The following is a 25457-nucleotide window of genomic DNA, read 5'->3' as shown; positions in this document are numbered from 1 at the left end:
GGGAAAAAATCAGCGACTCGTTTCAGCAAACGTTCGATTCGCTGATTTTCTTTTTGCGCCTACCGTGTTAAAATATACTAAATAAACACTTTTCAACAATTAGGAGGAACCAAAAAATGCTCATCTCGGGAACGCTTTGGTTTTTGATCGCCTTCTTCGCTTATACAGCCTATGTATACGGTCAGGGGTTGTACTTTCCTGTCATCGCTTTTCTTGCTGCTTTGATGGGCTGCGGATTTTATCTCTTTGCTTTTCTCCAGCACAAAAATACGACGAAAAAACATCCTTAGCCAGAACGAGCTAAGGATGTTTTTTGCATTATTGATTCAAGCCCTGATAAATCGTATCGAGATTCCACTTCATCATGTTATAGTAGCTGTCGCCTTCTTCTCCCGGTTCTGCAATCGAATCGGTAAAGACGGTTCCGAATATCGGAATACCTGCATCACGAGAAACACTTTGCATCGGACGAGTATTGACGCTGCTTTCGACAAATAAGGAAGCGACGGCTGAGTTTTGCAGCTGATCCACTAAGTTCTTGATTTGCGCAGGGGTTCCTTCTTCTTCGGTATTGATTTCCCAGATATAGGCCGACGGTACACCGTAGGCTTTAGAAAAGTATTTGAAGGCTCCCTCACTGGTGACGATCAATTTCTTCTCTTCGGGAATCGATTGGAAGTTTTCCTTCGCTTGCTGATCCAGTTCTTCTAATGAAGCCAAGTAGCGTTCAAGGTTTTCTTCATAGAAAGAGCGATTGTCAGGGTCCATTTCGCTCAAGCGTTGAGCAATGTTGCGGGCATAGATCATACCGTTTTCTAGATTTAACCAGGCATGAGGATCGGCTTTGCTGTGGTCTTCATCATCAGAAAGATAAAGCACATCCACGCCATCACTGACGGCAAAGTAATCTTCATTTTCTACCTTATTGGCATTGTTCATCAATTTGGTAAACCAGCCATTGCCGCCAGTTTCTAGATTCAAGCCGTTGTAAAGGATAAGATCGGCATCGGTCGCTTTTCGAACATCTTCCACTAAAGGTTCATATTCATGGGGATCACGCCCCACTGGTACGATACTGTGAAGATCGATTCGATCACCGGCAATGTTTTCCGTAATATCAGCAATGATCGAATTGGTCGCTACTACTGAAAGTTTCCCTTCTGTTTGGGCCATCTGTCCGTTTTGCTGTGCCAAAAAGAAGCCACCAGCTACAGCTGCCGTTGCTAAAACCGCCGTCGCTGACCAGCGTTTGACTGGACTGGTCTTTTGTTTTGGTGAGAACAAGAAACCGATCACGAAAAAGGCTCCTGCGGTCAAAACGATACTTGATCCTGCGGCAATATTAAAGCTGTACCCGATAAACAAGCCGATAAATGAGGCGAAACCACCTAAAACCCCTGCGATGACCATCATATGCTTCAATTGTTTTGTATAAAGATAAGCCGTTGCTGCTGGAGTGACTAACAGAGCCACGATCAAGATCGTTCCGACGCTTTGCATCGCTGTCACTGAAACCAAAGTCAACAAGAACATCAATAAATAGTGATAGGCTTGCACTTTCATCCCAAAGGCCTTTGCCATCATCGGATCAAAAGACGTGATCAACAGTGGACGGAAGAAGAGGATGATCACTGCCAGCACAAGGATAGCGATAGCGATCGTCAGCCATTTGTCGCTGTCTTGCACCGCTAGCACATTCCCAAACAAAATGTGAAACAAATCAGTCGAACTATTTGCTACTCCAATCAAGATAACCCCTAAAGCTAGAAACGAACTAAAGGTGATACCGATCGCCGTATCGCTTTTGATCAGGCTGTTATTGGCGATATAGGTAATGATCATGGAAGCCAAGATCCCAAAGAAGATCGCCCCGACAAAAAAATGAACGCCGAAGATATAAGACAAGGCTACCCCTGGCAAGACCGCATGAGAGATTGCATCCCCCATCAAGGACATCCCTCGTAAGATAATAAAACAACCGATCACCCCTGCCACGATCCCGATCGCGACTGCCGTGATCAAGGCATTTTGCAAGAAATGATAGTTACTTAAACTCGTAAAAAAGCTTGTCAACATGTTAAACGCCTCCTTTCACGATGATCGCATCGCCAAATGTTTGCTTCAAATTGCTCTCGGTAAAGACTTCACTGACTGGTCCCGCAGCGATCAGGGTTTGATTGAGCAGAACCAAGAAATCAAAGTATTCGGTGATTTTCCCCAGATCATGGTGAACGATAAAAATCGTCTTGCCAGCATCTCGCAAGTTACGCAACAGGCCGACGATGATCGCTTCACTGGTGGCATCGATCCCTACAAAGGGCTCATCGAGGAAAATATAGTTGGCATCTTGCACCAACGTTCGAGCAATCAAGACCCGCTGAAACTGCCCGCCGGACAATTCCCCAATCTGACGTTCCGCAAAGGATTCCATTTCTACCGCTGCCAGAGCGGCTGTCACTTTCTGCCAATCGTTTGCCGACATCCTTTGGAACATGCGCATCTTAGGATACAAGCCTAAAGATACGACTTCTTTGACTGTGATTGGAAACGTGTAATCAACCGCGGTCTTTTGTTCGACATAGGCAATTTCCTTTTGAAAGTCTTTTAACGCTTTTTTGTCGACACTCATGTTCCCACTGGAAGGGATCAATTTCAACGCCGCTTTGATCAGCGTCGACTTCCCTGCCCCATTTGGACCAATGATCCCTACGATCGACGGTTTTTCTACTTGAAACGACAAATCCGAGATCACTTGATGATCGCCATCATAGGCTGCGGATATTTCTGAAAAAGTAATCATTATTTTCACTCCATTTCCATAGTTAAGGATAGTTTATTTATTTTTTAGGTAGACCTAACTTATTTTTATTATACTAGAAAGGATTTGTTTTGCAAGACAGTTCTCTTGATTTTTTTAAGAAACACCACAGTTTCTTGGCAATAACTCTTGAAAACTAAGTTTCTATCTTTATTTATTGAGTAAAAATTGGTGCCCACAAACACGGATACCATCAATTTCTTTCTATCTTTTGATCGCAAAGCATTTGATTTATTCTTAATAAAAGAGATCATTCCTCGGCACCTCAGTGACGTACGTTTTTTCAATAACAGAAGAGAGGCGAATCAAAGCCTCTTTGCTTTCTCCCTTCATGATTAATACCAAACAAATCAAAGAATCAATAATTCTTCTATTTCCATAAATTCACGAATTCACTCTTTTTTATGATGACCAAGAAACCCTTTCACCTCGACTAAAACGCTTTATAAATTAAACTTTTCTAATTATTATGTGATTTTTCGAACAAAAGCTAAAAATAACATGACAACTATGTTAGTCTTTGATTTGGAAAAAGTTTTAGGAGGAATAAAAACAATGAAGAAAATTTTCCAAACACTATTAGTCCTAACCTCGTTAGCAACTTTGAGTGCTTGTGGCGCTGATTCACAAACAAGCAGCAGCTCAAGTACTGGTTCATCTGCTAATGAAGAAACAGATGCAACTTCTGCTGCATCTGGTCAAGAATACACAGACCCTAGCGAACTTGCAGACAGCTACGATGTCGTGATCGTCGGTGCAGGTGGCGCTGGAATGGCCGCTGCGATCCAAGCAAAAGAAGCTGGCGCAAACCCAGTTATTTTAGAAAAAATGCCAATTTCTGGTGGGAATACATTGAAATCTTCAGCAGGAATGAACGCTTCAGAAACCAAATTCCAAGAAGCAGAAGGCATCGAAGATTCAAACGATCTATTTTATGAAGAAACATTAGCTGGCGGTCACAACACCAATGATGAAGAATTGTTGCGCTACTTTGTGGATCATTCAGCAGAAGCGATCGATTGGTTAGATTCCATGGGTATCACTTTAGACAACTTAACAACGACTGGCGGGATGAGTGAAAAAAGAACGCACCGTCCATCGGATGGTTCTGCTGTTGGGGAATACTTAGTTGATGGCTTGATGCGCAACATCCATGAATTGGAAATCCCAATTTTTGTGAATGCCGATGTCAAAGAAATCAATGAAGAAGATGGTCAAGTCAACGGGGTGACCGTTGAAGTAGAAGGAACCGAACAAACCATTGATGCCAAAGCAGTTGTCGTTACAACAGGCGGTTTCGGTGCCAATTTCGACATGATCACCGAATACAAACCAGAATTGGCAGACTACGTGACAACGAACCAAGAGGGTTCGACTGGTGATGGGATCAAAATGATCGAAGCATTAGGTGGACAAACGGTTGATTTAGAGCAAATCCAAATCCACCCAACAGTGGATCAGTCTAAATCACTGTTAATCACTGAAGCTGTCCGTGGAGAAGGCGCGATCTTGGTCAATCAAGAAGGCGAACGGTTCTTCAATGAAATGGAAACACGAGACAAAGTCTCTGAAGCGATCATTGCCCTACCTGAAAAATCAGCAACGTTAGTTTTTGATGCAGGTGTCAAAGAACGCGTGACAGCCATTGATTTTTACGAGCAACAAGGGTTAGTCAAATCCGCTGACACGATCGAAGAATTAGCAAAAGAATTGGACATGCCTGAAGCAGCGCTTGCTGAAACGATCGCTACCTGGAACAGCAGTGTAGCTGCTGGTGAAGACGAAGCCTTTGGACGCAGCACAGCAATGGACAACGATTTGTCAACAGGACCTTACTATGCTATTGCCATCGCTCCTGGTATCCACCACACGATGGGCGGCGTGAAGATCAACACCAACACAGAAGTGATCGCTACGGATAACGAGATCATTCCAGGTCTTTTTGCAGCTGGTGAAGTAACTGGTGGGTTGCATGGTGAAAACCGAATTGGCGGTAATGCCGTTGCCGATATCATCATCTTCGGACGCCAAGCAGGAACAAAAGCTGCCGAATTTGCGCAAGAAAATTAAAACACTCTCTATAAAAAAGAAGTACTTACGTTTTTTTCATCAACGTAAGTACTTCTTTTTTCATATAATTGACACAATAGTTTTTATTGTTCTGGTGCTGTCACTTTGATAATCTGCACCTCATAAGGCGCCAACTGAAGCATTTGGTTTGTCGTTTTTCCAGTAAGCAAATCGACTCCTGTAGTTGCTACCTCTACTTCTTGATTTTCTTCGGAAAAATTCATCACAAAATAATAGGTGGTCGGAGCGAGCTGCTCTTGCTGACTTTCTCTACTTTGGATCGACACGTTCGTTGAACCTTGACGGACCCACTCATTTTGTATGCGAAGCTGTTGTGTTACTTCTTGATAGAAGTCTTCCAAAAAGGCTTGATCCGTCCGTCCCCCAAGATAGTAGGCACTTCCTTCACCATAATCATTTACGGTCACTGCAGCTTGACCTTGATAAAAATCAGCACCGTAGACCCCTAACGTTTGGGCAGTGTTTGTTTGAACAACACTACAATAATCATGAATTTGGTACTGCTGCTCCTTCATTAAAAGCAGATTTTTTTGTTTCGGATATAACGTATCGATTTCTTTCACAGACACACCAAACAGTTCTTCTAACTCTTGGGGCCAGCCCCCTAAATAGGTCAAGTCCGTTTCATTCACGATCCCCGTCAAATAAGTGGAAACCAGCGTCCCGCCATTTTTCGTATACTGTTGAAACTTTTTCATAGTTTCTTTTGGTAAAAGGTAAAGCATCGGAGCGATGATCAATTGGTAAGAGTCAAAGTCATGGTCTTTCGTGATGACATCAACCGCGATGTCATGATCCCAAAAATAGCGATAATGCTCTTGCAACGTTTGTGGGTAGCGTTTGCTCTCCAAACCAAAACCTTGCGCATCATTGAGCGCCCAATTGTTATCCCAATCATAGATGATCGCCACTTTGGCTTTTTTGTGCAATCCTTTGATTTCTTTGATTTCTTCTAAGGCTTTTCCCACTTCTGCTACATCTTGAAAAACACGATTCTGTTCGTCGTTGTCATGGTCCACGACGGCCCCATGGAACTTCTCAGATGAGCCTCTTGATTTTCGCCATTGGAAATAAAGATTACTATCTGAACCGTGAGCAATAAATTGCATAGAAGACAACAGATGCATCCCGGGGAGTTTCGTGCGATTGACTGGATGCCAATTCACACCACTAGGGGTTGATTCCATGATCAAAAAGGGTTGCTTTTTCAAGCTACGGTACTGATCATTGATAAACCCAACCTTACTTGCCAAATCAGCGGTCGTTCCCCAATCATTATGCCAAGCAGGATAACAATCCCAACTAATGACATCTACATGCTGGGCAAATTTTCCATAATCAAGGCTATAAAAGGGAATCAAATCTCGGGTATCTGCCATGAAATTCGTTGTGATCGGCACATCTGGAGACAAACGACGAATGTCTTTGATCTCATGTTCATAGAAATCAATGGTCTGATCTGTCACAAAACGATGCCAGTCTAGATTTAGTCCATGAACTTGCATTTCGCCGATCGGTGAAGGAGATTCGATTTGCGACCAATCGGTGATCGTATGGCTCCAGAAAGGTCCCCACCAGGCCTCATTCAAGGCTGCTAATGTTTGGTACTTCTGCTTGACCCACTGACGAAAGTTTTCTTGGCAAATGGGACAATGACAATCTCCAGAATACTCATTGGAAATATGCCACATCAATAGTGCTGGGTGATCGTGGTAGCGTTCAGCTAATTTCCGATTGATGATCGCCACTTTCTCACGATAGATCGGTGAAGAAAAGCAGTGATTGTGACGCCCGCCGTGTAACATTTTTTCCCGTTTTTCATTGGTCCGTAGAACTTCAGGGTATGCTTTAGACAACCAGGCAGGACGCGCGCCGCTTGGCGTCGCTAAAATGACGTTGCTGTTTCGTTCGGCGAGCTCATCCATGATTTTGTCTAACCATTCAAATTGAAACACCCCTTCTGCTGGCTCTAAGGCACTCCAAGCAAAAATACCAAGGGAAAATGTATTAGCATGAGCTTTTTCCATTAGTTCTAAATCTTTGGCTAAGATCTCGGGATAATTTAGCCACTGGTCAGGATTATAATCCCCACCATGTAAAAAGCGTTCTTCTAAGTTATATCTTGTCATCTTCTCTTCCTATCCTTTTGTGCCACCAGCGGTCAAACCGGAGACAAAATGTTTTTGTAATGCAATAAAGACGAGCGCGATCGGAATACTGATCAAAATAGCCCCTGCCGCAAAAGTTGTATAGCTGGCTCCCATTTTATCCGTGACTAATTTGTATAACCCGATGGGTAATGTATAGTACTCAGGATTACGTAAAATCACAGAAGACAGGGCAAAGTCTCCAAGTGGTCCAGTAAAGCCATTCATGGCAACGACTGCCAGCATTGGTCGTGATAAAGGAATCAAAATTTGCCAGAATATTCGCGTATTGCTTGCGCCATCTATCTTGGCACTCTCGTCTAAATCTAACGGGATCGAGTCAAAATACCCTTTCAATAAGTACGTGTTCATGGGAATCTGGCCCCCAACGTAAATCAAGATCAGCAACCAATGGCTATTGATCAAGCCGAGCATTTGCGCCAATACAAAAATTGCGATCAAGGCAGAGAACTGCGGGATCATTTGTAGGAGTAAGAACAGCATCAACCCATTTTTACGGCCTGCAAAACGAAATCGTGAAAAGGAATACGCCGTCATGGAGACAAAAATCAGTGACAAGAACATGGTGCATACACTGATTTTTAATGAATTCAAATACCATTGACTATAATAAAGCGAGTTGTCACCAGCAAACAATTTCGTGTAGTGACTTAATGTCGGACTCGTCGGAATCAAACTCGTACTTACTAAACTGTTCCCAGGATTAAAACTAGCACCGATCGTCCAAAGTAAAGGGTAGACGATCACTACTACCGTAAAAATCAGTACGAGATACGTCAAGGATAGGCGGACAAATTTTTGTTTCTTCATACTTGCTGCCTTCATGTTATCCAACCTCCTTGAATGAATTTGTTCGGCGGAATTGCCATAAAGCAATCGCGATCACGACGATCGATAAGAGAATCGTCAACGCTGCTGCCAGTGCATATTGACTATTTTGCATCGTTAGCTTATAGATCCACGAAACCAAAATATCGGTACCACCAGCGGTCGAACCAGGAACTGCTGGTCCACCAGAATTAAACAGATAAATAATATTGAAATTGTTGAAGTTAAACGTATATTGCGTAATCAAAATCGGTGCCATTGCATAAAGCAGTAATGGCAATGTGATTCGGCGAAATTTTTGTAAAGCTGAAGCACCATCGATGGTCGCCGCCTCATACAAATCATCAGGAATGGATTGCAGCGTCCCTGTAGTCACGATAAAAATATACGGAAAGCCTAGCCAGCCTTGAATCAGTAGCAAAGCTAAGCGGGTCCAATTCGCACTCGTTAGCCAAGGAATCGGTGAAATCTGGAAGAAATTCAAAATCGAATGATTGATCGCACCAAAGGAATCATTGAACATTCCTGAAAACACCAAGATCGTAACAAATCCCGGAACTGCCCATGGGAGGATCAAAATCGTTCGAAAGAACTTTTTGAGTCGTAATTCTTTTTGATGCACCAGCACCGCTAAAAATATTCCGATAGAAACTTGTAACGTTGAGGCGATCAATGTCCAGATAACTGTCCAGCCCAGAACATTGAAGAAGGTACTACGCCAAATATCGACAGTAAAAATCTTCTTAAAGGTCTCTAATCCCACCCAATCTGCTAAATTGGCAGGTGCAGAATGATACAGATCATAGTTCGTAAAAGCTAACGCGATACTAAAGAGAATCGGAAAAATAACAGAAAACACGAGTAAGAAAAATGCTGGGCTACTCATTAAATAAGGATACCCTTCTCTTAATAGTGCCTGGTAGCTTTCACGGATAGAGTTGACTGGTAGCTCATTATCTCTTAATTCACCGTTTTTATAGGCATCACGGATGTTTAAATAATAAAACAACAGACCAAAACCGATGACGATCAAGGCAACTAATCCTTCTGCTAATAAAAAGATGGAATTGTCTCTCGGCACTTCCACGCCTAATGTCACGATGCCCCAAAGTCCCATATTAAATAAATCTTTAAAGACGACAAGATACATAGCAAAAAAGAAGAAAAATAAAGCGCCTTTGATTTTTTGCCGATTATAAAATTGACCGAATCCTGGTATTATCGAGAATAGCATTGCTCGTTTTGCATACGACTGCGTGTTTTTCACATTTTCGCCCCCTGTAAGAAAAAGCCGCTGACAAACGTTTCGTTCGGCCTTACTTGATTCCTAATGATGAATGACCATCCGAAACGTTTGTCCTTGAGACGACTTTCTAGTTTTGAATTGCCGCAATGGCTGATTTGATCTGTTCGACTGCTTGTGGTAAAGCTGTTTTCGGTTCAGCCTTTCCAGTAGCAATGGTTTGCAATGCGGCATCCATTGGTTCCCATACTGAATTCATTTCAGTGATCCCAGGCGTTAGTTCTGCGTGTTGGGACTGAGCGGCAATGGCTGCAGCACTTTCACTTTCTTGAACTGCTGGATCATCTGCCAATGAAGCAACCGCTGGTACTTCCTGTGTTTTTTCATAACGAACTTTTGAATTTTCTTCATTGCTGATAAATTTGACGAATGCTTCAGCTAATTCAGGGTTTTGGGAATAGCTACTTACGTTGTAGCTTTTGACACCGATAAAGGAGCCCATATGTTCACCATTGCCTAATAATGGCAATTCTTTCACACCATAGTCGATGCCCGCTTCTTTATATGGAGACAAGTTCCATGGTCCCGAGATGACAGCGGCAGCTTTTCCTTCCGTAAATAAAGAGTCCAACACATTGATTCCTTGTTCGCCGACCAATCCCGATGGAAAAACACCTGCATCATAAAACTGTTGGATATAGTCTGCCCCTTCGATCGCGCCTTCATTAGCTAATCCAATATCTTCAGGGTCATAGGATCCATCGGCATTCTCGCCAAAAACATAACCGCCATAACCGCTCAATACACCTTGTGCGTAATAAATTTGATCCCATAATGCCAGTAACCCATAACTGTCAGCATCTAAGACAGACTTGGAATACTCCAGCCACTCATCCGTTGTCTGTGGCAAGTCTTCTTCGGAAATTAGTTCTTTGTTATAATACAAAATTTGTGTTTCAACCGCTTTTGGTAAGCCGTAGACTTTGCCGTCAACGATTTGCGATTGCATTGCTGATTCTGTATACAGCTCTTGTAGCGTTTGATCGACTGTTAATTCTTTCAACAAACCTTCGGTAACGGCTGTACCGATTTGATCGCCAGGAATCGTGATGACATCCGCACCTGTACCAGCGGGTCCATCCAATCGCAAATCTTCGATCTGTCCACCATAGGCTTTTTCGACCACTTTGATCGTCACATCGTGTTCTTCTTCAAATTGTTTGACTGCCTCTTCAATCCCAACTGATTTTGCTTGGTCTTCCCAGACCAATAGATCATAGTCCTTATCGCTGCCACTATTTGCTGCAGTACTATCTGTCCCTTCACTTTGTGGACCGCAAGCACCTAATCCTAAAGCTGCTACACTTAAAAAAAGAACTCGAGACATTTTTTTCATCATCATTTCTCCACCTTTTCTTTATTTTGCAAACGCTATCTTCTTGTTTATAATAAATTATTTTACTTAATATGTAAATAGTTTTACTAAATTAATTTCTTCAACGAAGTAAAAAAACGGATTAAATAAAGGTTTATCTCACAAATAATTTTTTAAAATACCTCCACGCTCTAAAATTTCACTATTGAGTAAATATATTTAGTAAATTCATTTACTTAGTAAAGTTGTTAGCGTATACTAGAAGAAAGAGGTGAAGAAGATTGGTTACAATAAAAAAAATTGCCGAGCAATCAGGCTTTTCACAAGCGACTGTTTCCCGATTATTGAAAGGCGACGAATCGTTGTCGATCGCAGCCGATACGCGTCAAAAAATTATTCATACCGCTTTATCACTAGGTTATGATCGCTCAAAAATAAAAACAACACTAGAAAAAATCGCCGTCCTTTTCTGGCTGACAGAACAAGAAGAGCTGCAAGATGTCTATTTTCGACAATTGCGTATCTCTTTAGAAAAATATGCGAAAATCAACAATTTGGAAATTCAACTGATCACCCATGAAGATGATGTTTTAGAAACACTGCAAGAAGTCGCCGGATTTATTGGGATTGGCTCTTTCACTGAGAAAGAAACGCAGCAGTTCAAATCCGTTTGCCCCTATGGCGTCCTTTTGGAAATCAACCCCTGTCCAGAGCTGTTCGATACGGTCAAACCTGATACTGATCGAATGACGCAACTGGCGATCGATCTATTTTTAACAAAAGGATACCGAAAGATCGGCTTTATTGGTGGTGCTTATCTAAATCCTGATACCCAACTTGCAGAAATGGATAGTCGCGAGGTCATCTTCCGTCAAACGCTGGCTCGTCGAGATGCGCTCGATGAGGCGTTCTTGTTTAGTGGTGGCAATTTTTCCGTTGAAACCGGCTATCGTTTGGCGAAAAAAATGGTGGAATCCCTTGGTGACAATTTGCCAGAGGCGCTCTTTGTGGCTTCTGACACCATCGCAGTTGGTGTGCTCCAAGCGTTAAATGAACGATCCATCATCATTCCTGATCGCTTGGAATTAATCAGTATCAACGACAATGAGATCGCAAAATTTGTGGCTCCCCCTCTAACAACGTTTAAAATTGATGTGGAGGAAATCGCCAAAACCGCGATCGATTTATTGGTGGATCAGATCGTTCATCCTCGAGCGATCACCAAAACAGTCCTTTTAGGGGCTGAACTCATCGAACGAAAAAGCTTTACGCAAGCATAAAAAACGCCCCTAGAAAGTTAGAAAAGCTAACTTTCTAGGGGCGTTTCATTGTCTAAATCGAAAAAAGCATTCTTTCGTTTTTCACATCTCTTTCGCCACAGCATACACAAGATGCGGCATGTCCACTTGCCGATAGTGTTTGACAAAGCGATCCACCAGCTTCATTCCATTGCGCAATGCCACATTTATGGAGGCTTGATTGGTCTCACGAATGATCGAATAAACAATGGCGGCATTCAGCGTTGCAAACGCATAGCCTTTACAAGCCTGGGCGGCTTCTGTGGCAAAACCATGATGCCAGAAGTTCTTTTGAAACAAGTACCCAATTTCTAAAACGGCTTCTCCCTTGACGTCTTGCCATGTCAACCCGCATTGACCGATCGCTTGCCCGGATGCTTTCTCAATCACTAGCCACAAGCCAATGTGATCGTTTTGATAGCGTTGCAGCTGTTTGTCGATCCAACCAGTGACTTCTTGCTCACTGAAGGGTCCTTCATAGGCAATCATCACTTCTGGATCTTGCAAAATCTTTTCAATCGCTGGTCGATCGTCATGACTCATTTCTCGCAGCACTAATCGCTTAGTTTCAATTAGTGGTTCCATGGTGGTTGCGCTCCTTCCTATTCCATTCGGTTTCTTTTCAAAAAATACCAACTTGCTGCCCATGCGGTGATGGGTAAAATAATCACCGCTGCCAGACCCGTGATCAAACAAACGACCAATTCTGAGACGAACGCCTTCGAATTGATCATTTCACCAAAGGAGATCGACAAATCTTGAAACCACGCAATCAACGCCAGATTACTTCCCATAAAGGCAAACAATAAGGTATTGATCGTTGAAGACAATACGTCTGATACCACGGTCATACTACTTTTACTTAATGCCTTGATCGAGACTTGCGGGTTTGCTTGAAAAAGTTCATAGGTCGCAGTGCTGATTGCCATACTCCCATCTGCCACCGCCCCCGAAAAACTCATCAAAATGATCGCAGTCATCAATGTCTTAAAATCGATGGCTACATCAAAGGAATACATCGCCAACTCATCCAGTTCCTCTGCCGAAAACCCATGCAGATTCATTGCAGAGAGCACAAGCGGAAATAGTAGTAGAAAAAGCCCTAGAAAGACCAACACACAGACAAAGGCAATTTTGGTTTTCTGATTGACGCCATTCACGAAAAACAAGGTGATCGCCGCCACGGCTAAAAAGGCAACACAAGCCGCTGGTATGATCGGTGCCCCTCGGTCAATCAGGACCAGAAGCGCTAGAAAGACAGCCACATTCATAAACAGACCAGTGACTTGAAACAGCCCTTCGATCCGAAAAACAGCGAAAGTCAGCAAGAGAAAAAGCAAGATCAACACAAACAAAACATTCATCCTGCTTTCCTCCTTTGTAGTTCAAAGCAAAGGAGCGTCAACGGTACCGATAAAACCAGCGCAAAGCCGCCGCATAATGTACGCACTATTTCTAAAGAAAGATGCATCGGCAATGCTTGCGACAGCAGCCAGCCATTTGCTAGGTAAAACAATAGCGCTGGCATACTCCCACTTAAATAAGCAAACAACAAGACATTGATCATCGAAGAAGTCGTATCTTGCGCGATGGACCGACCGATCGCTAATCGTTCCTTGCGGCTAGTCTGGGGATTGATGCGCTGGATCTCATCTAGACTGGCAATCAGCATGACAATATTGTCCATGCTGGCACCAATCGCGCCAATCAGCAGACTCCCTAGATAGACACTGCGATACGGACGGGTCAGAAACGACATTTCTTCATAGCGCAACCCATGATCTTGCAAAAGATCCATGGCGAACCGACAGAGAAAAAACGCCAAGAGGACGCTGGCTAACGAGGCAATGATTTTGCGGCTGTCGATCGTACGAAAGCCATAGGAAATCCCCATCGTCAAAACCAACGAGACGATCGTAAAAACGATCATCAAAAAGACCAATGAAAAGGAGCTGTTGCCTTTGTGAAACCAAAGAAAAAGGAGCAGCAAGCCAGTATTCACAAAGATACTAAGTAAAGCCCGCAAGCCCTTTTTGCCACCAATTGCGACTACTGCCATCAAAAATAAGGCAAGGAAGAAAAAGAGATACCCATCCCGTTTTTGTGCTTGTACCTGCCAGCCATCCCCTTCTTTTTGCAAAAGCAGCTGTTGTCCGGTCTGATACAACGGATGAATCGCACCGTTGGGGGTGTATTGCGTAGTGACTGTCCGTAGTACCCCCGCTTCTTCTCCGTTACGAACGATCCCTTGGATCTGCTGCTGGTCGGCGGTGACTTGAACCGTTTGTACTTCTATGATCGGCTGTGCATAAAAGCGGCTGCTTTGGGTTTGGATCAGCCAGCTCAAGACCAGCACGCTAACAAAGGCCGCTAGATAATAATACTTTTTCAAGATCGTCTCCTTTCATTTTCAGCAAAAAAAGACTTAGACAAACCCCCAGTCCTACGACCGATCACCTTGTGAGGCTGGATGACTGGTCGAAATGGTTACTGTGTCGGCGAGACTAACTGCTTTGCTAGTCGCCTGTTTTGTCAAAGTCCTTTTACTTGCTCGTTTTGCTTACACGACATTTTGCGGTGTACCTGCTTTAAAGCCGCTTAAGTTCGCCACAGCAATCCCCATCAAACGACGCCGCGTTTCGACGGGTGCCCAAGCGATATGCGGTGTCAAATAGCAATTTGGCGCCTGTAATAAGGGATTGTCAGCTGCGATCGGTTCTTTTGAAACGACATCTGCCGCCAAGGCTGCGATCTGCCCAGTTTGCAGTGCTTCAGCAACTGCCGCTTCATCGATCAAGCCGCCACGGGCGGTATTGATCAGGATCGCAGAAGATTTCATTTGTGCCAATGCTGTGCGATCGATCATTTTTTCTGTCTCAGGAAACTGCGGAACATGAAGGCTGATGATATCTGCTTCTTGATACAATTCCGCCAGCGAAACTTGTTTTGCCCAATCTGCTTGTGCTGGTTTTGGTCGATGATTAAAGTAGATCACCTTCAACTGAAACGCATGAGCGATCGTGGCAACTGCTTGAGCAATCGCACCATATCCAATCAGCCCAATCGTTTTGCCTGCCAATTCCATCAATGGTGTCTGCCAATAAGAAAAATCTTTGCTGGTTTGCCAGTCGCCCTGATGCACGGAACGATTATGGTGTCCCACTTGATTCGTCACTTCCAGCAGCAAAGCAAAGGTCGCTTGTGCTACTGCATTGGTACTGTAGCTAGGAATATTGGTCACGGTGATTCCCTGTTCCTTCGCTGCTGCCAAATCAACGACATTGTATCCAGTTGCCAAGACCCCAATGTAGGTCAATTGCGGACATGCTTTGAGCACATCTGCGGTGATCGGTGTTTTATTTGTCAAAATTGCTTCGGCATCGCCGATTCGCTCAATAATTTCTTGTTTATCTGTATACGAGGTACGATCATACACCGTCACCTCTCCTAATTCTTCAAACCCTTGCCAAGACAAATCTCCTGGATTCAACGCATAGCCATCAAGTACAACGATCTTCATTCTTTCGCTCCTCTCGCTTTTCCTTTTGCTTTTCCATAAAAAACGGGAATTCCTAGTAACGTCACGCCAATTCCCACGACTGCTAACCACGTGTCAGTGATCAAGGTCATGATCAAGATAAAACAGCCGCCTAAGATCGCAATCAAGGGAATGATTGGATAGAAGGGAACTTTATACGGACGCTTCATCTGCGGTTCTGTTTTTCGCAAACGAAAAACTCCTACAAATAATAATACACTAAAGAACCACATAACAAAAACCAGCATATCGGTCAAGAGATCAAAGGTGCCTAAAAGCATCATGATACATGCGATCCCCAACTGTAAAAAGGCCGCCGCATTAGGTGCATTGGTGGTTTTACTTAAGGTGGCAAAGGTCTTGCTGAAAGGAATCTCATCTTCCAACGCCATCGCATATGGGACCCGCAAGCCAGTCATTGTATAGCCGTTCAATGCGCCATAAACAGAGATCAAGATACCGATCGTGACCAGTTTTCCGCCAAAACTGCCGAACAAGGCCATCGCAGTTTCTGAGGCACTGTTCAAATTACCAGCGATTTGATCGATCGGCAATGTTTTTAAAAAGGCAACATTGATCAACACGTACACCAAGGTGACAAAACTCAGCCCAAAGATGATGGCTTTAGGCAAATCTTTTTCGGGTCGCTTCATTTCTCCAGCGACATTGCCGACCCCCATCCAGCCATCATAAGCAAAAAGGGTTGCTAAGAGGGCACTACTGATACCAGCTGCAAGGGAGCCTTGAGTATTGGAAGAAAAATCCACCAATGAGACCGATACTTGCCCTGGTGTCATCAGGCCAGCCACGATAATCACCGCAATCGGAATCAGCTTGACTGCTAAGGTGACGGACTGGACTTGAGCTGCAGCTTTTGTTCCCAAAAGATTAATCAAGGTCACACTCGTTCCGGTCAAAATCGATAAAGGAAGCAAATAATTGCTGGGTAGATGAAATAAGTTCAAACACTGGGTCGCAAAAATAATACTTAATGCCGCCACGTTCGCTGGAAAGTAAATGATACTTTGTGCCCAGCCTAATAAAAAGGAGGGTAATTTTCCATAAATTCTTTCAATATATCGAATGGGTCCGCCAGTCTCAGGAATCGCCGTCGCTAACTCCGCCACCGTCAAACCGCCGCAAATCGTTAGAAAGCCGGCAAGCAGCCAGACCAACAAGGTCAAACCGGTGGATTGGGTCTGCTGGACCACAGCCGCTGCTTTGAAAAACACGCCGGCGCCGATCACCGTTCCCATTACTGTCGATAATGCCCCAAAAAAACTGATTTCTTTTTTCAATTGACTTTTCACAACATCACTTCCTTTTTAAATGAATAAGTCAAAGTATAGCGGATAGAAACTATCTTGACTAGAGGAATTTCAGAAAACAAAAAGCAAATACCATGAAAAGACGGCATTTGCTCCAAAATTTTTTTATTCTTTTGTGGATTCTTGAAAAATCAGCAACGGAAGCTGTCGTTTTTTGTGCATTTGTTGAACTAAATAAATTCCTGCCAGCAAGATGATCGGGAAAACGATCGCCCCTAGAATCCCAACCTGCAGCTGTTGTCCCGTCCATTCGACGATACTGCCGACGACAGCGGGTCCGATTGAACACCCTAAATCTCCTGCTAATGCCAAATAAGCAAATAGCGCCGTTCCGCCGTTGCGAATGTATTGCGCAGAAAGACTAAAGACCCCTGGCCACATGATCCCTACGGCAAAACCGCTTAAGCCGCAGCCAAGGAACCCGATCAATGGCAATGAAGCAAAGCCGATCATCATATACGCCAGTAGGCAAAGCAAAACACTCAAAAACATAAAGCGTTTCAAATCGATGCGTTCCCCGAACTTGCCGTAAAGCAAGCGGGAGATCCCCATCATCAAGGCAAAAACCATTGGCCCTGCTAAATCGCCTAGCGTCTTACTAACGCCTAAGCCCTGTTCGGCAAAGGTCGATGCCCATTGGCTGACTGCTTGTTCGCTGGCTCCAGCACAGACCATCATCACCAGAAACAGCCAAAAGCTTTTCAAGGAAAAGAGCTGCCGAGTGGTCAACCCTCGTTCTCCTTCGGCAACGATTGGCGCCAACGGGACTTTGGTAAAGAAAAATAAATTGACCAACGGGATCAGTGCCCAGATGATCGCCAAAATCGGCCACTGTTGAATACCGAACACCATGAAGAACGCCGTTGAGAACAAAACGACCCCCACGTACCCCCAGCAATAAAACGAGTGCAGCATGCTCATCGTTTTTTCCTTATGTTCCGTTGGACAGGCTTCAACGATGGGACTGACTAAGACTTCCAGCAAGCCACCGCCAACGGCATACAACAAAACCGCTGCTAACAATCCGCTAAACGGGGTCGGAAACCATAAGGGAAAAACGGCTAGACCAATCAAGCCGATCGCTGCAAAAAAATGCGCGGCTACGATCGACACTCGATAGCCGATGCGGTCTACAAAAAAGATTGCTGCAAAATCGACGGCTAACTGGGTCAAAAAGTTAAAACTAACCAGCAAAGTAATCTGGCTGATCGGTAGCTGGTATTGGCTTTGAAAGGTCAAAAATAATAAGGGGGCAAAATTATTGATGACGGCTTGAACGATGTACCCTACAAAGCAAGCCGCAATCGTCGAACGATAACTTTTCATTTTCACTTCTCCTTTACTCGTCTTATCAGTATACCAAGTCCAATAAGACAGTAACCATGGAGAAAACACTTTTTTTACCCAGAGAATCTTAAGGAAATCAGCATTTTTCTTCCTTCAGATAATTCCCTTAAATGGAAGCAGCAAAAAAGCTATCCTCACAGACAGCTTTTTCCGACTTATTCTCAAGGCTAGGCGTTTTTCTTCCGAGCAGCGATGGTTTTCATGGTGGCTTCAAAGATTGGGCCAATAAAGACGATACACAAGAGAGTACCTAACCCAACACTGGCGCCTAGCGCAAAACCGATCAAGACCATGGCTGCATCCAAGCCGATACGGATCGTTTTTTGCGTCAATTTGCTTCGTTTGTAGATTAAGGCAGTCAAGGCTTCTAACGCCGCTGATCCTTTGTTGGAAGAAACGTAGATACCAGCGCCGATCCCAAATAAGATCGGTGCAGCGAAAATAGCGATCCAAGGATAAAAAGGCAAATGAATCGATACTTTGTCCATCACTGGTTCAAAGATCCCAATCAACAGGCCTAATCCGATCCCATTGATAAAACTGCCAATGCCTAATTCAGCACGATCAAAGACTGCAACGATCAACAAAACAATAATATTAAAACACAAACTGGCAATCCAAAAAGGGACATCGACGAAATTCAAAATTCCTAGTAAAAACGTACTGATCGTATCATAACCTTGATGGGCGGTGATCAATAAGGAAATGGCCAACGCAATCAGCCCGGTACCTATCAAAACTTGTGCAAATTTTTTGGTTTCTTTCACAACATCACGCTCTCTTCTTTATTTTTCCTCTCTTAGTTTACCGTGAAAGCGTCACAATTACTATCATTTAATCACAAAAACCAGATTTTTTTTGAAGAAATCTAAATTCAATCAAGGGATTCATAATGCTGTTCATAGGTATCGCGAAACTCTTTGGGGGTCAGACCATTCAATTTCTTAAACATTTTGGAAAAATAGTTGGTATTGTTGTAACCAATACGATCGCCGATCTCACTGATCGTGGCTTTCGAATGAAGCAGCAGCTGCTGGGCTTGCTTGATCCGCACCAGATTGACGTACTGATTAAAACTCATTTCCGTTTCTTTCTTAAAGAGCTGGCCCAAATAAACGACGCTGACATGCAGTTCTTCTGCCGCTGATTTGACCGTCAAATCATGGGTATAGCCTTCTTCGATCAGTTGGATCGTCTTTTGAACGATCTCCGAATAGCGTTTTTGCGGTGGCTGCGATTTCGCCAGCTCCAGCACATCATCAAAGAGCTGCCGCAAATCTGCCAGTGTATTAGACTCACGAATCCGTGCCAAAATCTGTTCATGGTTTTCATGGGAAAGTACTGGTAGCTGCCGATAAATATCATTGAACAACAAGAACGAAACATAGCGAACATGCTCAGGGTCTGCTTGGGTTTGTTCCAAAATAGCGAACATTTTATCCAGCTCATGTTGGATCGTTTTGACATCCCCAATGGTCAGTGCTTTGTTAAAAGACAGAAACGGGAGTTCTTCGTTTCGCTCTAAAATATCCACGTGGATCGTCTGTTCTTGTAAGAACAGATCTGGGTAGAAGGCTTGCAGTGACTGAACCTGCTTGATTTTTTCATAGGCTTTATACAAATTCTCCCACTCGTTGATGGTCTCGCTCATAATCAACTGCCAGTCAGTACTATTGAGCTGCTGTGCCAGTGCTTTTAGATCAGCGTTGATTTGCTGCCTTGGTCCAGCAGCAGTAATGATCACTTGGTTTTCATCTAATCGCCCTGGTAAGATCAATGGCTGATCGTGTTGCTGAAAAAACGTCGTGATTTTTTGTAAGATCTCAGCAGTCCCATTGAACTGCAAAACGGTAAAGGGTGCTGCTAGTGGCACCCGCTGTTGCGCCAGCAAATGGAGGTACTCGCTTTCGTTCAATTCATCATTCAACCAAAGCAGCAGGCTTGACTCTTGATACAGTTCTTTTTCTGCCAACAGTTTTTGCTGCTCCTCTAACTCAGCTGCAATTGCTTGTACACTGCTGCGTAGTTCTTCTTTGTTAACAGGTTTGACGAGATAATTACGCACACCTAACGCCATGCCTTGTTTGACAAAGGCAAACTCCTGATAGCCTGATAGAATGATCGAGAAAAATCGATTCCCAAACGCTTGTGCTTGGCGGATCATATCGATGCCATTCATTTCTGGCATCCGAATATCCGTGATCAGCAAATCAACGGAATGCTCTTGCAAGTACTCGAGGGCTTCACTAGCACTTTTCGCTGTATGCACCACTTCAAAGCCCAGTTCTTGCCAAGGCAAGATCATTTGCAGCCCCTGCAAGATCATGTATTCATCATCAACGAACATTGCTTTATACATCTGTCTCATGCCCCCTTTGCAAACGTTTCTCATCTAAGCGGATCTTGACCGTAAACCCAGCACCTGCCTGAGACGTAACGTCCATTTGATAGGCGCTGTTGAACATGCCCCGCAACCGTTCGTGAACATTTTTGATCCCGATCGAGGTTTGGGCTCCGATCTCCTGATTTTGCAGTTCTTCTTGGATCATCGCCAACTGCTGTGCATCTGCGCCTTTGCCGTTGTCTTTGACCTCAATCACGATCTGATCGACTTCTTTATAAGCCTTGATACTGATGGCATTATCATTGCGCTGATAATCGATGCCGTGAACAAAATAGTTTTCGACAAGCGGCTGCAGCGTGAACTTCGGCAATTTCAACTGTTCTAATGCTGGATCGATGGTTACATGATAGGCGATCTTATCTGGGTAGCGCATCTGAAACAAGTAGACATATTTTTCACAAAAATCGATTTCTTCTTTTAAGGTCTTCGTCTTTTCTTGCGTCGTATTGTTCCGTAGCAGTGCCGAAAAGGCATAGACGACATCCGCCAGCTCTTCTTGGTTGCGACTCAAGGCATACATTCGAATGTATTCTAACGTGTTATACAGAAAATGCGGATTGATCTGTGCTTGCAGCGCCCGCATATCGGCGTCTCGCTGCTTGATCTCTAACGTGTAAATGTCTTTGATATACTCGTTGATACTGTAAGTCATTTGATTGATGGCTTCTGCGATTTCTTTCAGCTCTTGTTGGACATTGGCGGTATCGATCCGCTTATCAAAATTTCCTTGACTGACTTCTTTCGTCGCATAGACGATCTGCTGTACTTGCGATGTATAGCGCTTGAAGGTCCGATGGAGCACCCATAGGACCAATAAGAGAATCCCAATCCCAAAGCTAAAGATCCAAATGGCGCTAGAAAAAATATCCCGCCAGATCACACCTTTTGACAACAAGATCAGTGACAACTCTCCGCTAACGGTCGTTTGTTTTTTGATATAAAAGTCTTTCGACAGAGTGTCGTGAATAGTTCCATGAGCCACCGCCTGATCAATTTTCGCTAAGGTCTGCTTGCTAAGGTTCGCGGCATCCTTGTATAGTCGCTGACCATTGGAGGTATACAAAAAACTGTTAATACCATGCGCTTGGTTGTCTTCTTGTCGATTGGCTAAGACATCGTCTGAGTGAAAAATCACGTAGACTTGCCCTAACGGTTGCGCATAATTACTTGGTTGGGCGATCGAACGAACAAAAAACAGACGATTTTTCAAATCGATCTGCTTGCCGCTGCGTTTTTCTCCATAAGGGGTATCTGGGGTTGCCACTAGTGTCTCATTGCTTTCATCTAGTTGAATAATGATCTCTTCGATACTAGGATGATTACGGATCAAGCGATAGAGGATGTTTGGCAAATACACACTTTGACCCGTCTGGCGAAAAATATCATTACTATAGGAAAAATAGTCTGGCAATGAAAGCTGTAAATAATTGCGCAGCGATTCAAAAGCAGTATCCGAACTGGTAAATTCGCCTAATACCGTTGAGACGACCGCGTTTTGATCCTGCACGTATGCATCCAGCTGCATACTGGTAGCTTCCACGAGGCGTTCGCTGCTATTGAAGCGGTCTGCCCCAGTATATGCCGTCAGAACCAGCATGATAATAATCGAGATGATCACCAAAAGGACGCTATACAACTGCATCAACTGATTGATCAAAAAGTCATGTTTAAATAAACGAAAGCGCTGCTTAGTCATGTGCCAAGTCCCGATCAATGACGTTTTTTTCCTGACTGATCGCCACGTGGCACCACAAAATCAATAGACTGAAGGTTCCAAAGAGCAAGAGCCCTTTCATCATCCAAGTAAAAGCGAAAATACTGGCAATCCCCACGAACAATTTTAGAAAGGTCGCCATATGAAGAAACAGACACACGAAGGACAATTTCAGGTTATTCCACAGGGAAATCTCATAGGATGTGTCAAAAACCACACTTAGTAAGTACAGTAAGATACTCAATCCGCTGACGACAACTAAAACAAAAGAGATCATCAGCCAAATCAAGCCTTGGATCTGGGTAGCTAAATACAAGTTATACACTAAGAAACCTGTCAGTAGGAAGAAAAGATAAAATTGTTTATTGGCTTTGACAAAGACGCTTCGCCAAATGCGCCATGCGCTGCGAAAACTTTGATGCTCATAATTTAGTCCGTCTTCATGGATCAAGGTACTAATGGTATGAAACGCTGGACCGATCCCTAAGATTCCGCCACCTGCCAATGTCAATACGACGAAAAACAAATTCAACTTCACGATCGCCCAAATCAAGCGAAAGCCCTTGACCAACCCACTATTTGCTGTTTCTTCCATTTAAAATTCCTCCCTTATTTGTTCCCTATCGAAAATGTAGCATGATTTTAGCTTCCTACTCAAGCTACCTGAGAATCTTTTAATGCTATGTACGTTTTAGAGGCACTATGCTTGCTGCTTGAAGGTTAAAAAACAAAAGTAACGTTATTTTTCCATCAAAAAATTTCGCTATTTACTTTAAAGAAAAAGCAGCCAGAAGCTAGACGTGGGAACCATTGGTCCTGATGCGTTTAGCCTCCGGCTTACTTGATCTATTGATTGGTGAGCGGCGCCTGTTGCTTATTCTTGGCTTGCACGATACTCATCAAATTGTTTTTGCATTTCATCGCGGACCTTCTCCCAGCCAGCGGTTTTTAATTCTTCGTTTAGTTTCGGAACATTTTCTTCTGGATCGATCGTTCCCGTTGCTAAACTTGCTTTGTAACGGTTCATGACATTGGCGATATTCGTGATTTCTGTTTTCACATTATCAGTCTTGAAGTTGAACCCTAAGATTGGTGATGCTTCAGCGTTAGCAATATTTTCATCACGCTCTTTGATCATATCGTCTGTGATGGATTCTTGTGTATAAAGGATCATGTTGTTCCCAGTGTTCCAAGCAGCCATCCGGGTATTTGGCAAGTAGCCATCAAGGAGACGGATTTTGTTGTCTTCGCCCTCGATTTTTTCCCATGCTTCGCCTTCGACACCCCAAACCAATCCATTCAACAATTCAGGGTCGCTGTTCAACAAGCCCAACACTTCCACTGCTTTTTCTTTGTTTTTCGAAACATTCGCTACGACAAAGTTTGCCATTTGCGCTTGGCCTGTTGATTTTAATTGTTTCGTGATTGGACGTGAAACCAATTCATGACCTGCGGCATTGCTTAAGATCGTATCGCCGTAATCCATTGGTCCTTGGGTTTCTTCACGCATGAACCATGTGTTGCCTTCTAATGGGTAACCAGTCGTATTAGTGGCTGCATCAGTTGGGATCAAGCCTTCGTTGTACCATTTGTGCATCAATTTCAAGTTTTCCATTTGTTCATCATCTTCGTATTGATTGATGATCTTCGTTGTATCGCCGTCCAATTTAACAGCAAATGGGTAATCTTTCCCGATCACATAATCATAGTTTCCAGAAACATTAAAGGTTTGTCCGATCGCAAACGGTGCGATGTTTGGTTCTTCTTCTTTAAACTTCTTCAACACGTCTTCGGCATCTGCATAAGATTCGATCCCGCTAATATCCAAATCATATTTATCTAAATACTCTTTATTGAAGGTCAAGACTTGTTGGGCATAAATATTGCCATTGACTGGAAAGGCATATAATTTTCCGTCGATCGTATTGCCTTTGATATAAGATTCGTCTAATTGATCATACGCTTCTTTGGCATATTTTGGTGCTAACTCCGTCAAATCTGCATACGCGCCTTTTTGCGCATTCGCAACATAGTTTGAGGCAAAGGAAATATCGTAGTTTTCACCCGATGAAATGATGGTACTCATTTTTTGATCCCAATCACCCCAGCCGATATACTGCAGATCGATGCGAGCGTTGGTTTTTTCTTCAATGCGTTTATTGGCGATCTCCATTAATTGATCAAAGTTTTCTGGCTTGTCCCCGACTTGATACATCAATAAAGTCGTTACGCCGTCTGCATTGTTTTCTGAATCGGATGTTGCGCCGTTCGACCCACAGGCAGCCATTCCCAAAGTTGCCGCTGCGGCCATCCCAGCAAAAGCTGTTTTTTTCCACAAATTCATTTTTGTTTCCTCCCTATACTTATTTGATTATTCTTTGACGCCACCAATTGTCAGACCACCGACAAAATACCGTTGGAAGAATGGATAGGTGATCGCAATCGGTAAGGTTGCAACAACAACGATTGCCATGCGAGCAGTTTCGCTTGGCAAAGCGGCCAAACCACCTTGGATCTGGGCAGCCATACCAGAGCTTTTGGCTAGATAGTCCAAGTTGCTTTGAATCCGCATCAAAAGTGCTTGTAAGGGCACTAAAGAGTCTTTTTGAATATACAACAATGCATTGAACCAGTCATTCCAATAGCCAAGAGCGGCAAATAGACTGATCGTTGCGATCCCTGGAACGGCTAACGGCAACACGATGGACAGAAAAATCTTCATTTCGCTGGCACCGTCGATGCGCGCAGATTCTATAATACTATCTGGTACCGTCTTTTTAAAGAAGGTCCGCATAACAAGGATATTAAAAGGCCCTAAGGCAAGGGGTAAAATCAACGCCCAAATCGTGTCTTTCAATTGGATCAAGTTGACCATCACTAAGTAATTGGCAACCATCCCTGGCGCAAACAACATGGTGATCAAAGCGAAGATCGTAAAGAAACGACGGAATGGAAAATTTGAGCGAGAGATGACATAGGCATATAGCGAAGTCATCGTTGCATTGACGAAGGTACCAAAAACAGTGATAAAAATAGATACGCCAAATGCTTGGAAAATTTTGCTGCTCATTTGTCCGCTAAACAGGTAGGTATACGCTGCGAACGAAAATTCTTGTGGCCAAAAGCGATAGCCGTTTTCTGCCAAAGAGGTTTCACTGGTCAATGAGATCGCGATCACAAAGAGAAACGGCAAGACACAGGAAATCGCGAACAGACCGATCACCATATTAAAAATCAGGTTGACCGTTGGGTTAAAGGAGCGGATCTCGACTTTCGTTACTTTTTTCTTCATTTATCCATCCTCC

21 protein-coding genes are annotated in these 25457 nt (G+C 43.6%); 3 read left to right on the top strand and 18 right to left on the bottom strand.

The window, feature by feature from the left end:
• Positions 1-116 precede the first annotated feature (116 nt).
• A complete protein-coding gene (locus IGI69_RS05165) occupies positions 117-290 on the top strand; it encodes a hypothetical protein (protein ID WP_010747796.1) in 174 nt (57 codons plus the stop codon).
• 28 nt (positions 291-318) lie between these two features.
• Here IGI69_RS05165 and IGI69_RS05160 read toward each other — a convergent pair whose 3' ends face one another.
• Positions 319-2076, bottom strand: coding sequence for a metal ABC transporter permease subunit (locus IGI69_RS05160; protein ID WP_086294886.1), 1758 nt, complete (start codon positions 2074-2076; stop codon positions 319-321).
• A 1-nt stretch (position 2077) separates the two neighbouring features.
• Positions 2078-2800, bottom strand: coding sequence for a metal ABC transporter ATP-binding protein (locus tag IGI69_RS05155; protein ID WP_081116599.1), 723 nt, complete (start codon positions 2798-2800; stop codon positions 2078-2080).
• Between the two features lie 573 nt (positions 2801-3373).
• Here IGI69_RS05155 and IGI69_RS05150 point away from each other — a divergent pair.
• Positions 3374-4888 carry a flavocytochrome c gene (locus tag IGI69_RS05150; RefSeq protein WP_010747793.1) on the top strand — a complete coding sequence of 505 codons (1515 nt, stop codon included), beginning with the start codon at positions 3374-3376 and terminating at the stop codon, positions 4886-4888.
• Positions 4889-4971: 83 nt separating this feature from the next.
• On the opposite strand, the gene IGI69_RS05145 is transcribed toward IGI69_RS05150, so the two are convergent.
• The 4 genes from IGI69_RS05145 to IGI69_RS05130 form a co-directional block, all read right to left on the bottom strand.
• A complete protein-coding gene (locus IGI69_RS05145) occupies positions 4972-7038 on the bottom strand; it encodes a beta-galactosidase (protein ID WP_438739940.1) in 2067 nt (688 codons plus the stop codon).
• Positions 7039-7047: 9 nt separating this feature from the next.
• Entirely contained in the window at positions 7048-7902 is an 855-nt protein-coding gene (locus IGI69_RS05140; protein WP_081116596.1) for a sugar ABC transporter permease, read from the bottom strand.
• Between the two features lies 1 nt (position 7903).
• Complete coding sequence (locus tag IGI69_RS05135; RefSeq protein WP_016608233.1) at positions 7904-9139, bottom strand: carbohydrate ABC transporter permease; 1236 nt, start codon at positions 9137-9139, stop codon at positions 7904-7906.
• Between the two features lie 139 nt (positions 9140-9278).
• Positions 9279-10550 (bottom strand): extracellular solute-binding protein, encoded by a 1272-nt coding sequence (locus IGI69_RS05130; RefSeq protein WP_086294881.1) that lies wholly within the window; start codon positions 10548-10550, stop codon positions 9279-9281.
• 254 nt (positions 10551-10804) lie between these two features.
• Here IGI69_RS05130 and IGI69_RS05125 point away from each other — a divergent pair, with 254 nt between their 5' ends.
• A complete protein-coding gene (locus IGI69_RS05125) occupies positions 10805-11803 on the top strand; it encodes a LacI family DNA-binding transcriptional regulator (RefSeq protein ID WP_086294880.1) in 999 nt (332 codons plus the stop codon).
• Positions 11804-11884: 81 nt separating this feature from the next.
• On the opposite strand, the gene IGI69_RS05120 is transcribed toward IGI69_RS05125, so the two are convergent.
• The 12 genes from IGI69_RS05120 to IGI69_RS05065 all read right to left on the bottom strand — a co-directional run bounded on the left by IGI69_RS05120 (position 11885) and on the right by IGI69_RS05065 (position 25444).
• Positions 11885-12406, bottom strand: a complete 522-nt coding sequence (locus tag IGI69_RS05120; RefSeq protein WP_086294879.1) for a GNAT family N-acetyltransferase — start codon at positions 12404-12406, stop codon at positions 11885-11887.
• A 17-nt stretch (positions 12407-12423) separates the two neighbouring features.
• On the bottom strand, positions 12424-13185 hold the full coding sequence (locus IGI69_RS05115; RefSeq protein ID WP_086294878.1) for a YibE/F family protein: 762 nt from the start codon (positions 13183-13185) through the stop codon (positions 12424-12426).
• The gene (locus IGI69_RS05110; RefSeq protein WP_010747785.1) at positions 13182-14213 is read right to left on the bottom strand and encodes a YibE/F family protein; all 1032 of its coding nucleotides are present in this window, start codon (positions 14211-14213) and stop codon (positions 13182-13184) included. Before IGI69_RS05110 ends, IGI69_RS05115 begins: the two co-directional genes overlap by 4 nt.
• A gap of 168 nt (positions 14214-14381) precedes the next feature.
• Entirely contained in the window at positions 14382-15341 is a 960-nt protein-coding gene (locus IGI69_RS05105; protein WP_015509314.1) for a D-2-hydroxyacid dehydrogenase, read from the bottom strand.
• Complete coding sequence (locus IGI69_RS05100; protein WP_438739936.1) at positions 15338-16669, bottom strand: APC family permease; 1332 nt, start codon at positions 16667-16669, stop codon at positions 15338-15340. Before IGI69_RS05100 ends, IGI69_RS05105 begins: the two co-directional genes overlap by 4 nt.
• 123 nt (positions 16670-16792) lie before the next feature.
• A complete protein-coding gene (locus tag IGI69_RS05095; RefSeq protein ID WP_438739934.1) occupies positions 16793-18013 on the bottom strand; it encodes an MFS transporter in 1221 nt (406 codons plus the stop codon).
• A 188-nt stretch (positions 18014-18201) separates the two neighbouring features.
• Positions 18202-18801 (bottom strand): YczE/YyaS/YitT family protein, encoded by a 600-nt coding sequence (locus tag IGI69_RS05090; protein WP_005225521.1) that lies wholly within the window; start codon positions 18799-18801, stop codon positions 18202-18204.
• 107 nt (positions 18802-18908) lie between these two features.
• Positions 18909-20393, bottom strand: a complete 1485-nt coding sequence (locus IGI69_RS05085) for a response regulator transcription factor (protein WP_005225520.1) — start codon at positions 20391-20393, stop codon at positions 18909-18911.
• Positions 20386-22134 carry a sensor histidine kinase gene (locus tag IGI69_RS05080; protein ID WP_438741499.1) on the bottom strand — a complete coding sequence of 583 codons (1749 nt, stop codon included), beginning with the start codon at positions 22132-22134 and terminating at the stop codon, positions 20386-20388. The genes IGI69_RS05085 and IGI69_RS05080 overlap by 8 nt, the downstream gene beginning before the upstream one ends.
• Positions 22127-22747: a DUF624 domain-containing protein gene (locus IGI69_RS05075; RefSeq protein WP_438739932.1), complete on the bottom strand. Its 621-nt coding sequence runs from the start codon at positions 22745-22747 to the stop codon at positions 22127-22129. Before IGI69_RS05075 ends, IGI69_RS05080 begins: the two co-directional genes overlap by 8 nt.
• A 279-nt stretch (positions 22748-23026) precedes the next feature.
• Positions 23027-24496: an ABC transporter substrate-binding protein gene (locus tag IGI69_RS05070; protein WP_005225517.1), complete on the bottom strand. Its 1470-nt coding sequence runs from the start codon at positions 24494-24496 to the stop codon at positions 23027-23029.
• A gap of 27 nt (positions 24497-24523) precedes the next feature.
• Complete coding sequence (locus tag IGI69_RS05065) at positions 24524-25444, bottom strand: carbohydrate ABC transporter permease (protein ID WP_438739929.1); 921 nt, start codon at positions 25442-25444, stop codon at positions 24524-24526.
• Between the last annotated feature and the right edge of the window lie 13 nt (positions 25445-25457).

This window comes from Enterococcus sp. DIV1083b (genome assembly GCF_051713705.1).
GTDB classification, from domain to species: Bacteria; Bacillota; Bacilli; order Lactobacillales; family Enterococcaceae; genus Enterococcus_D; species Enterococcus_D casseliflavus.
Note: the sequence above shows the minus strand (reverse complement) of the source record. Positions and strands in the feature narration are given on the sequence as shown.

Bases quoted from the DNA above. Each gene is read 5' to 3' on its own strand.
- IGI69_RS05165 (WP_010747796.1), top strand. From the start codon at position 117: ATGCTCATCTCGGGAACGCTTTGGTTTTTGATCGCCTTCTTCGCTTAT.
- IGI69_RS05160 (WP_086294886.1), bottom strand. From the start codon at position 2,076: ATGTTGACAAGCTTTTTTACGAGTTTAAGTAACTATCATTTCTTGCAA.
- IGI69_RS05155 (WP_081116599.1), bottom strand. From the start codon at position 2,800: ATGATTACTTTTTCAGAAATATCCGCAGCCTATGATGGCGATCATCAA.
- IGI69_RS05150 (WP_010747793.1), top strand. From the start codon at position 3,374: ATGAAGAAAATTTTCCAAACACTATTAGTCCTAACCTCGTTAGCAACT.
- IGI69_RS05145 (WP_438739940.1), bottom strand. From the start codon at position 7,038: ATGACAAGATATAACTTAGAAGAACGCTTTTTACATGGTGGGGATTAT.
- IGI69_RS05140 (WP_081116596.1), bottom strand. From the start codon at position 7,902: ATGAAGGCAGCAAGTATGAAGAAACAAAAATTTGTCCGCCTATCCTTG.
- IGI69_RS05135 (WP_016608233.1), bottom strand. From the start codon at position 9,139: ATGCTATTCTCGATAATACCAGGATTCGGTCAATTTTATAATCGGCAA.
- IGI69_RS05130 (WP_086294881.1), bottom strand. From the start codon at position 10,550: ATGATGATGAAAAAAATGTCTCGAGTTCTTTTTTTAAGTGTAGCAGCT.
- IGI69_RS05120 (WP_086294879.1), bottom strand. From the start codon at position 12,406: ATGGAACCACTAATTGAAACTAAGCGATTAGTGCTGCGAGAAATGAGT.
- IGI69_RS05115 (WP_086294878.1), bottom strand. From the start codon at position 13,185: ATGAATGTTTTGTTTGTGTTGATCTTGCTTTTTCTCTTGCTGACTTTC.
- IGI69_RS05105 (WP_015509314.1), bottom strand. From the start codon at position 15,341: ATGAAGATCGTTGTACTTGATGGCTATGCGTTGAATCCAGGAGATTTG.
- IGI69_RS05095 (WP_438739934.1), bottom strand. From the start codon at position 18,013: ATGAAAAGTTATCGTTCGACGATTGCGGCTTGCTTTGTAGGGTACATC.
- IGI69_RS05085 (WP_005225520.1), bottom strand. From the start codon at position 20,393: ATGTATAAAGCAATGTTCGTTGATGATGAATACATGATCTTGCAGGGG.
- IGI69_RS05080 (WP_438741499.1), bottom strand. From the start codon at position 22,134: ATGACTAAGCAGCGCTTTCGTTTATTTAAACATGACTTTTTGATCAAT.
- IGI69_RS05075 (WP_438739932.1), bottom strand. From the start codon at position 22,747: ATGGAAGAAACAGCAAATAGTGGGTTGGTCAAGGGCTTTCGCTTGATT.
- IGI69_RS05070 (WP_005225517.1), bottom strand. From the start codon at position 24,496: ATGAATTTGTGGAAAAAAACAGCTTTTGCTGGGATGGCCGCAGCGGCA.
- IGI69_RS05065 (WP_438739929.1), bottom strand. From the start codon at position 25,444: ATGAAGAAAAAAGTAACGAAAGTCGAGATCCGCTCCTTTAACCCAACG.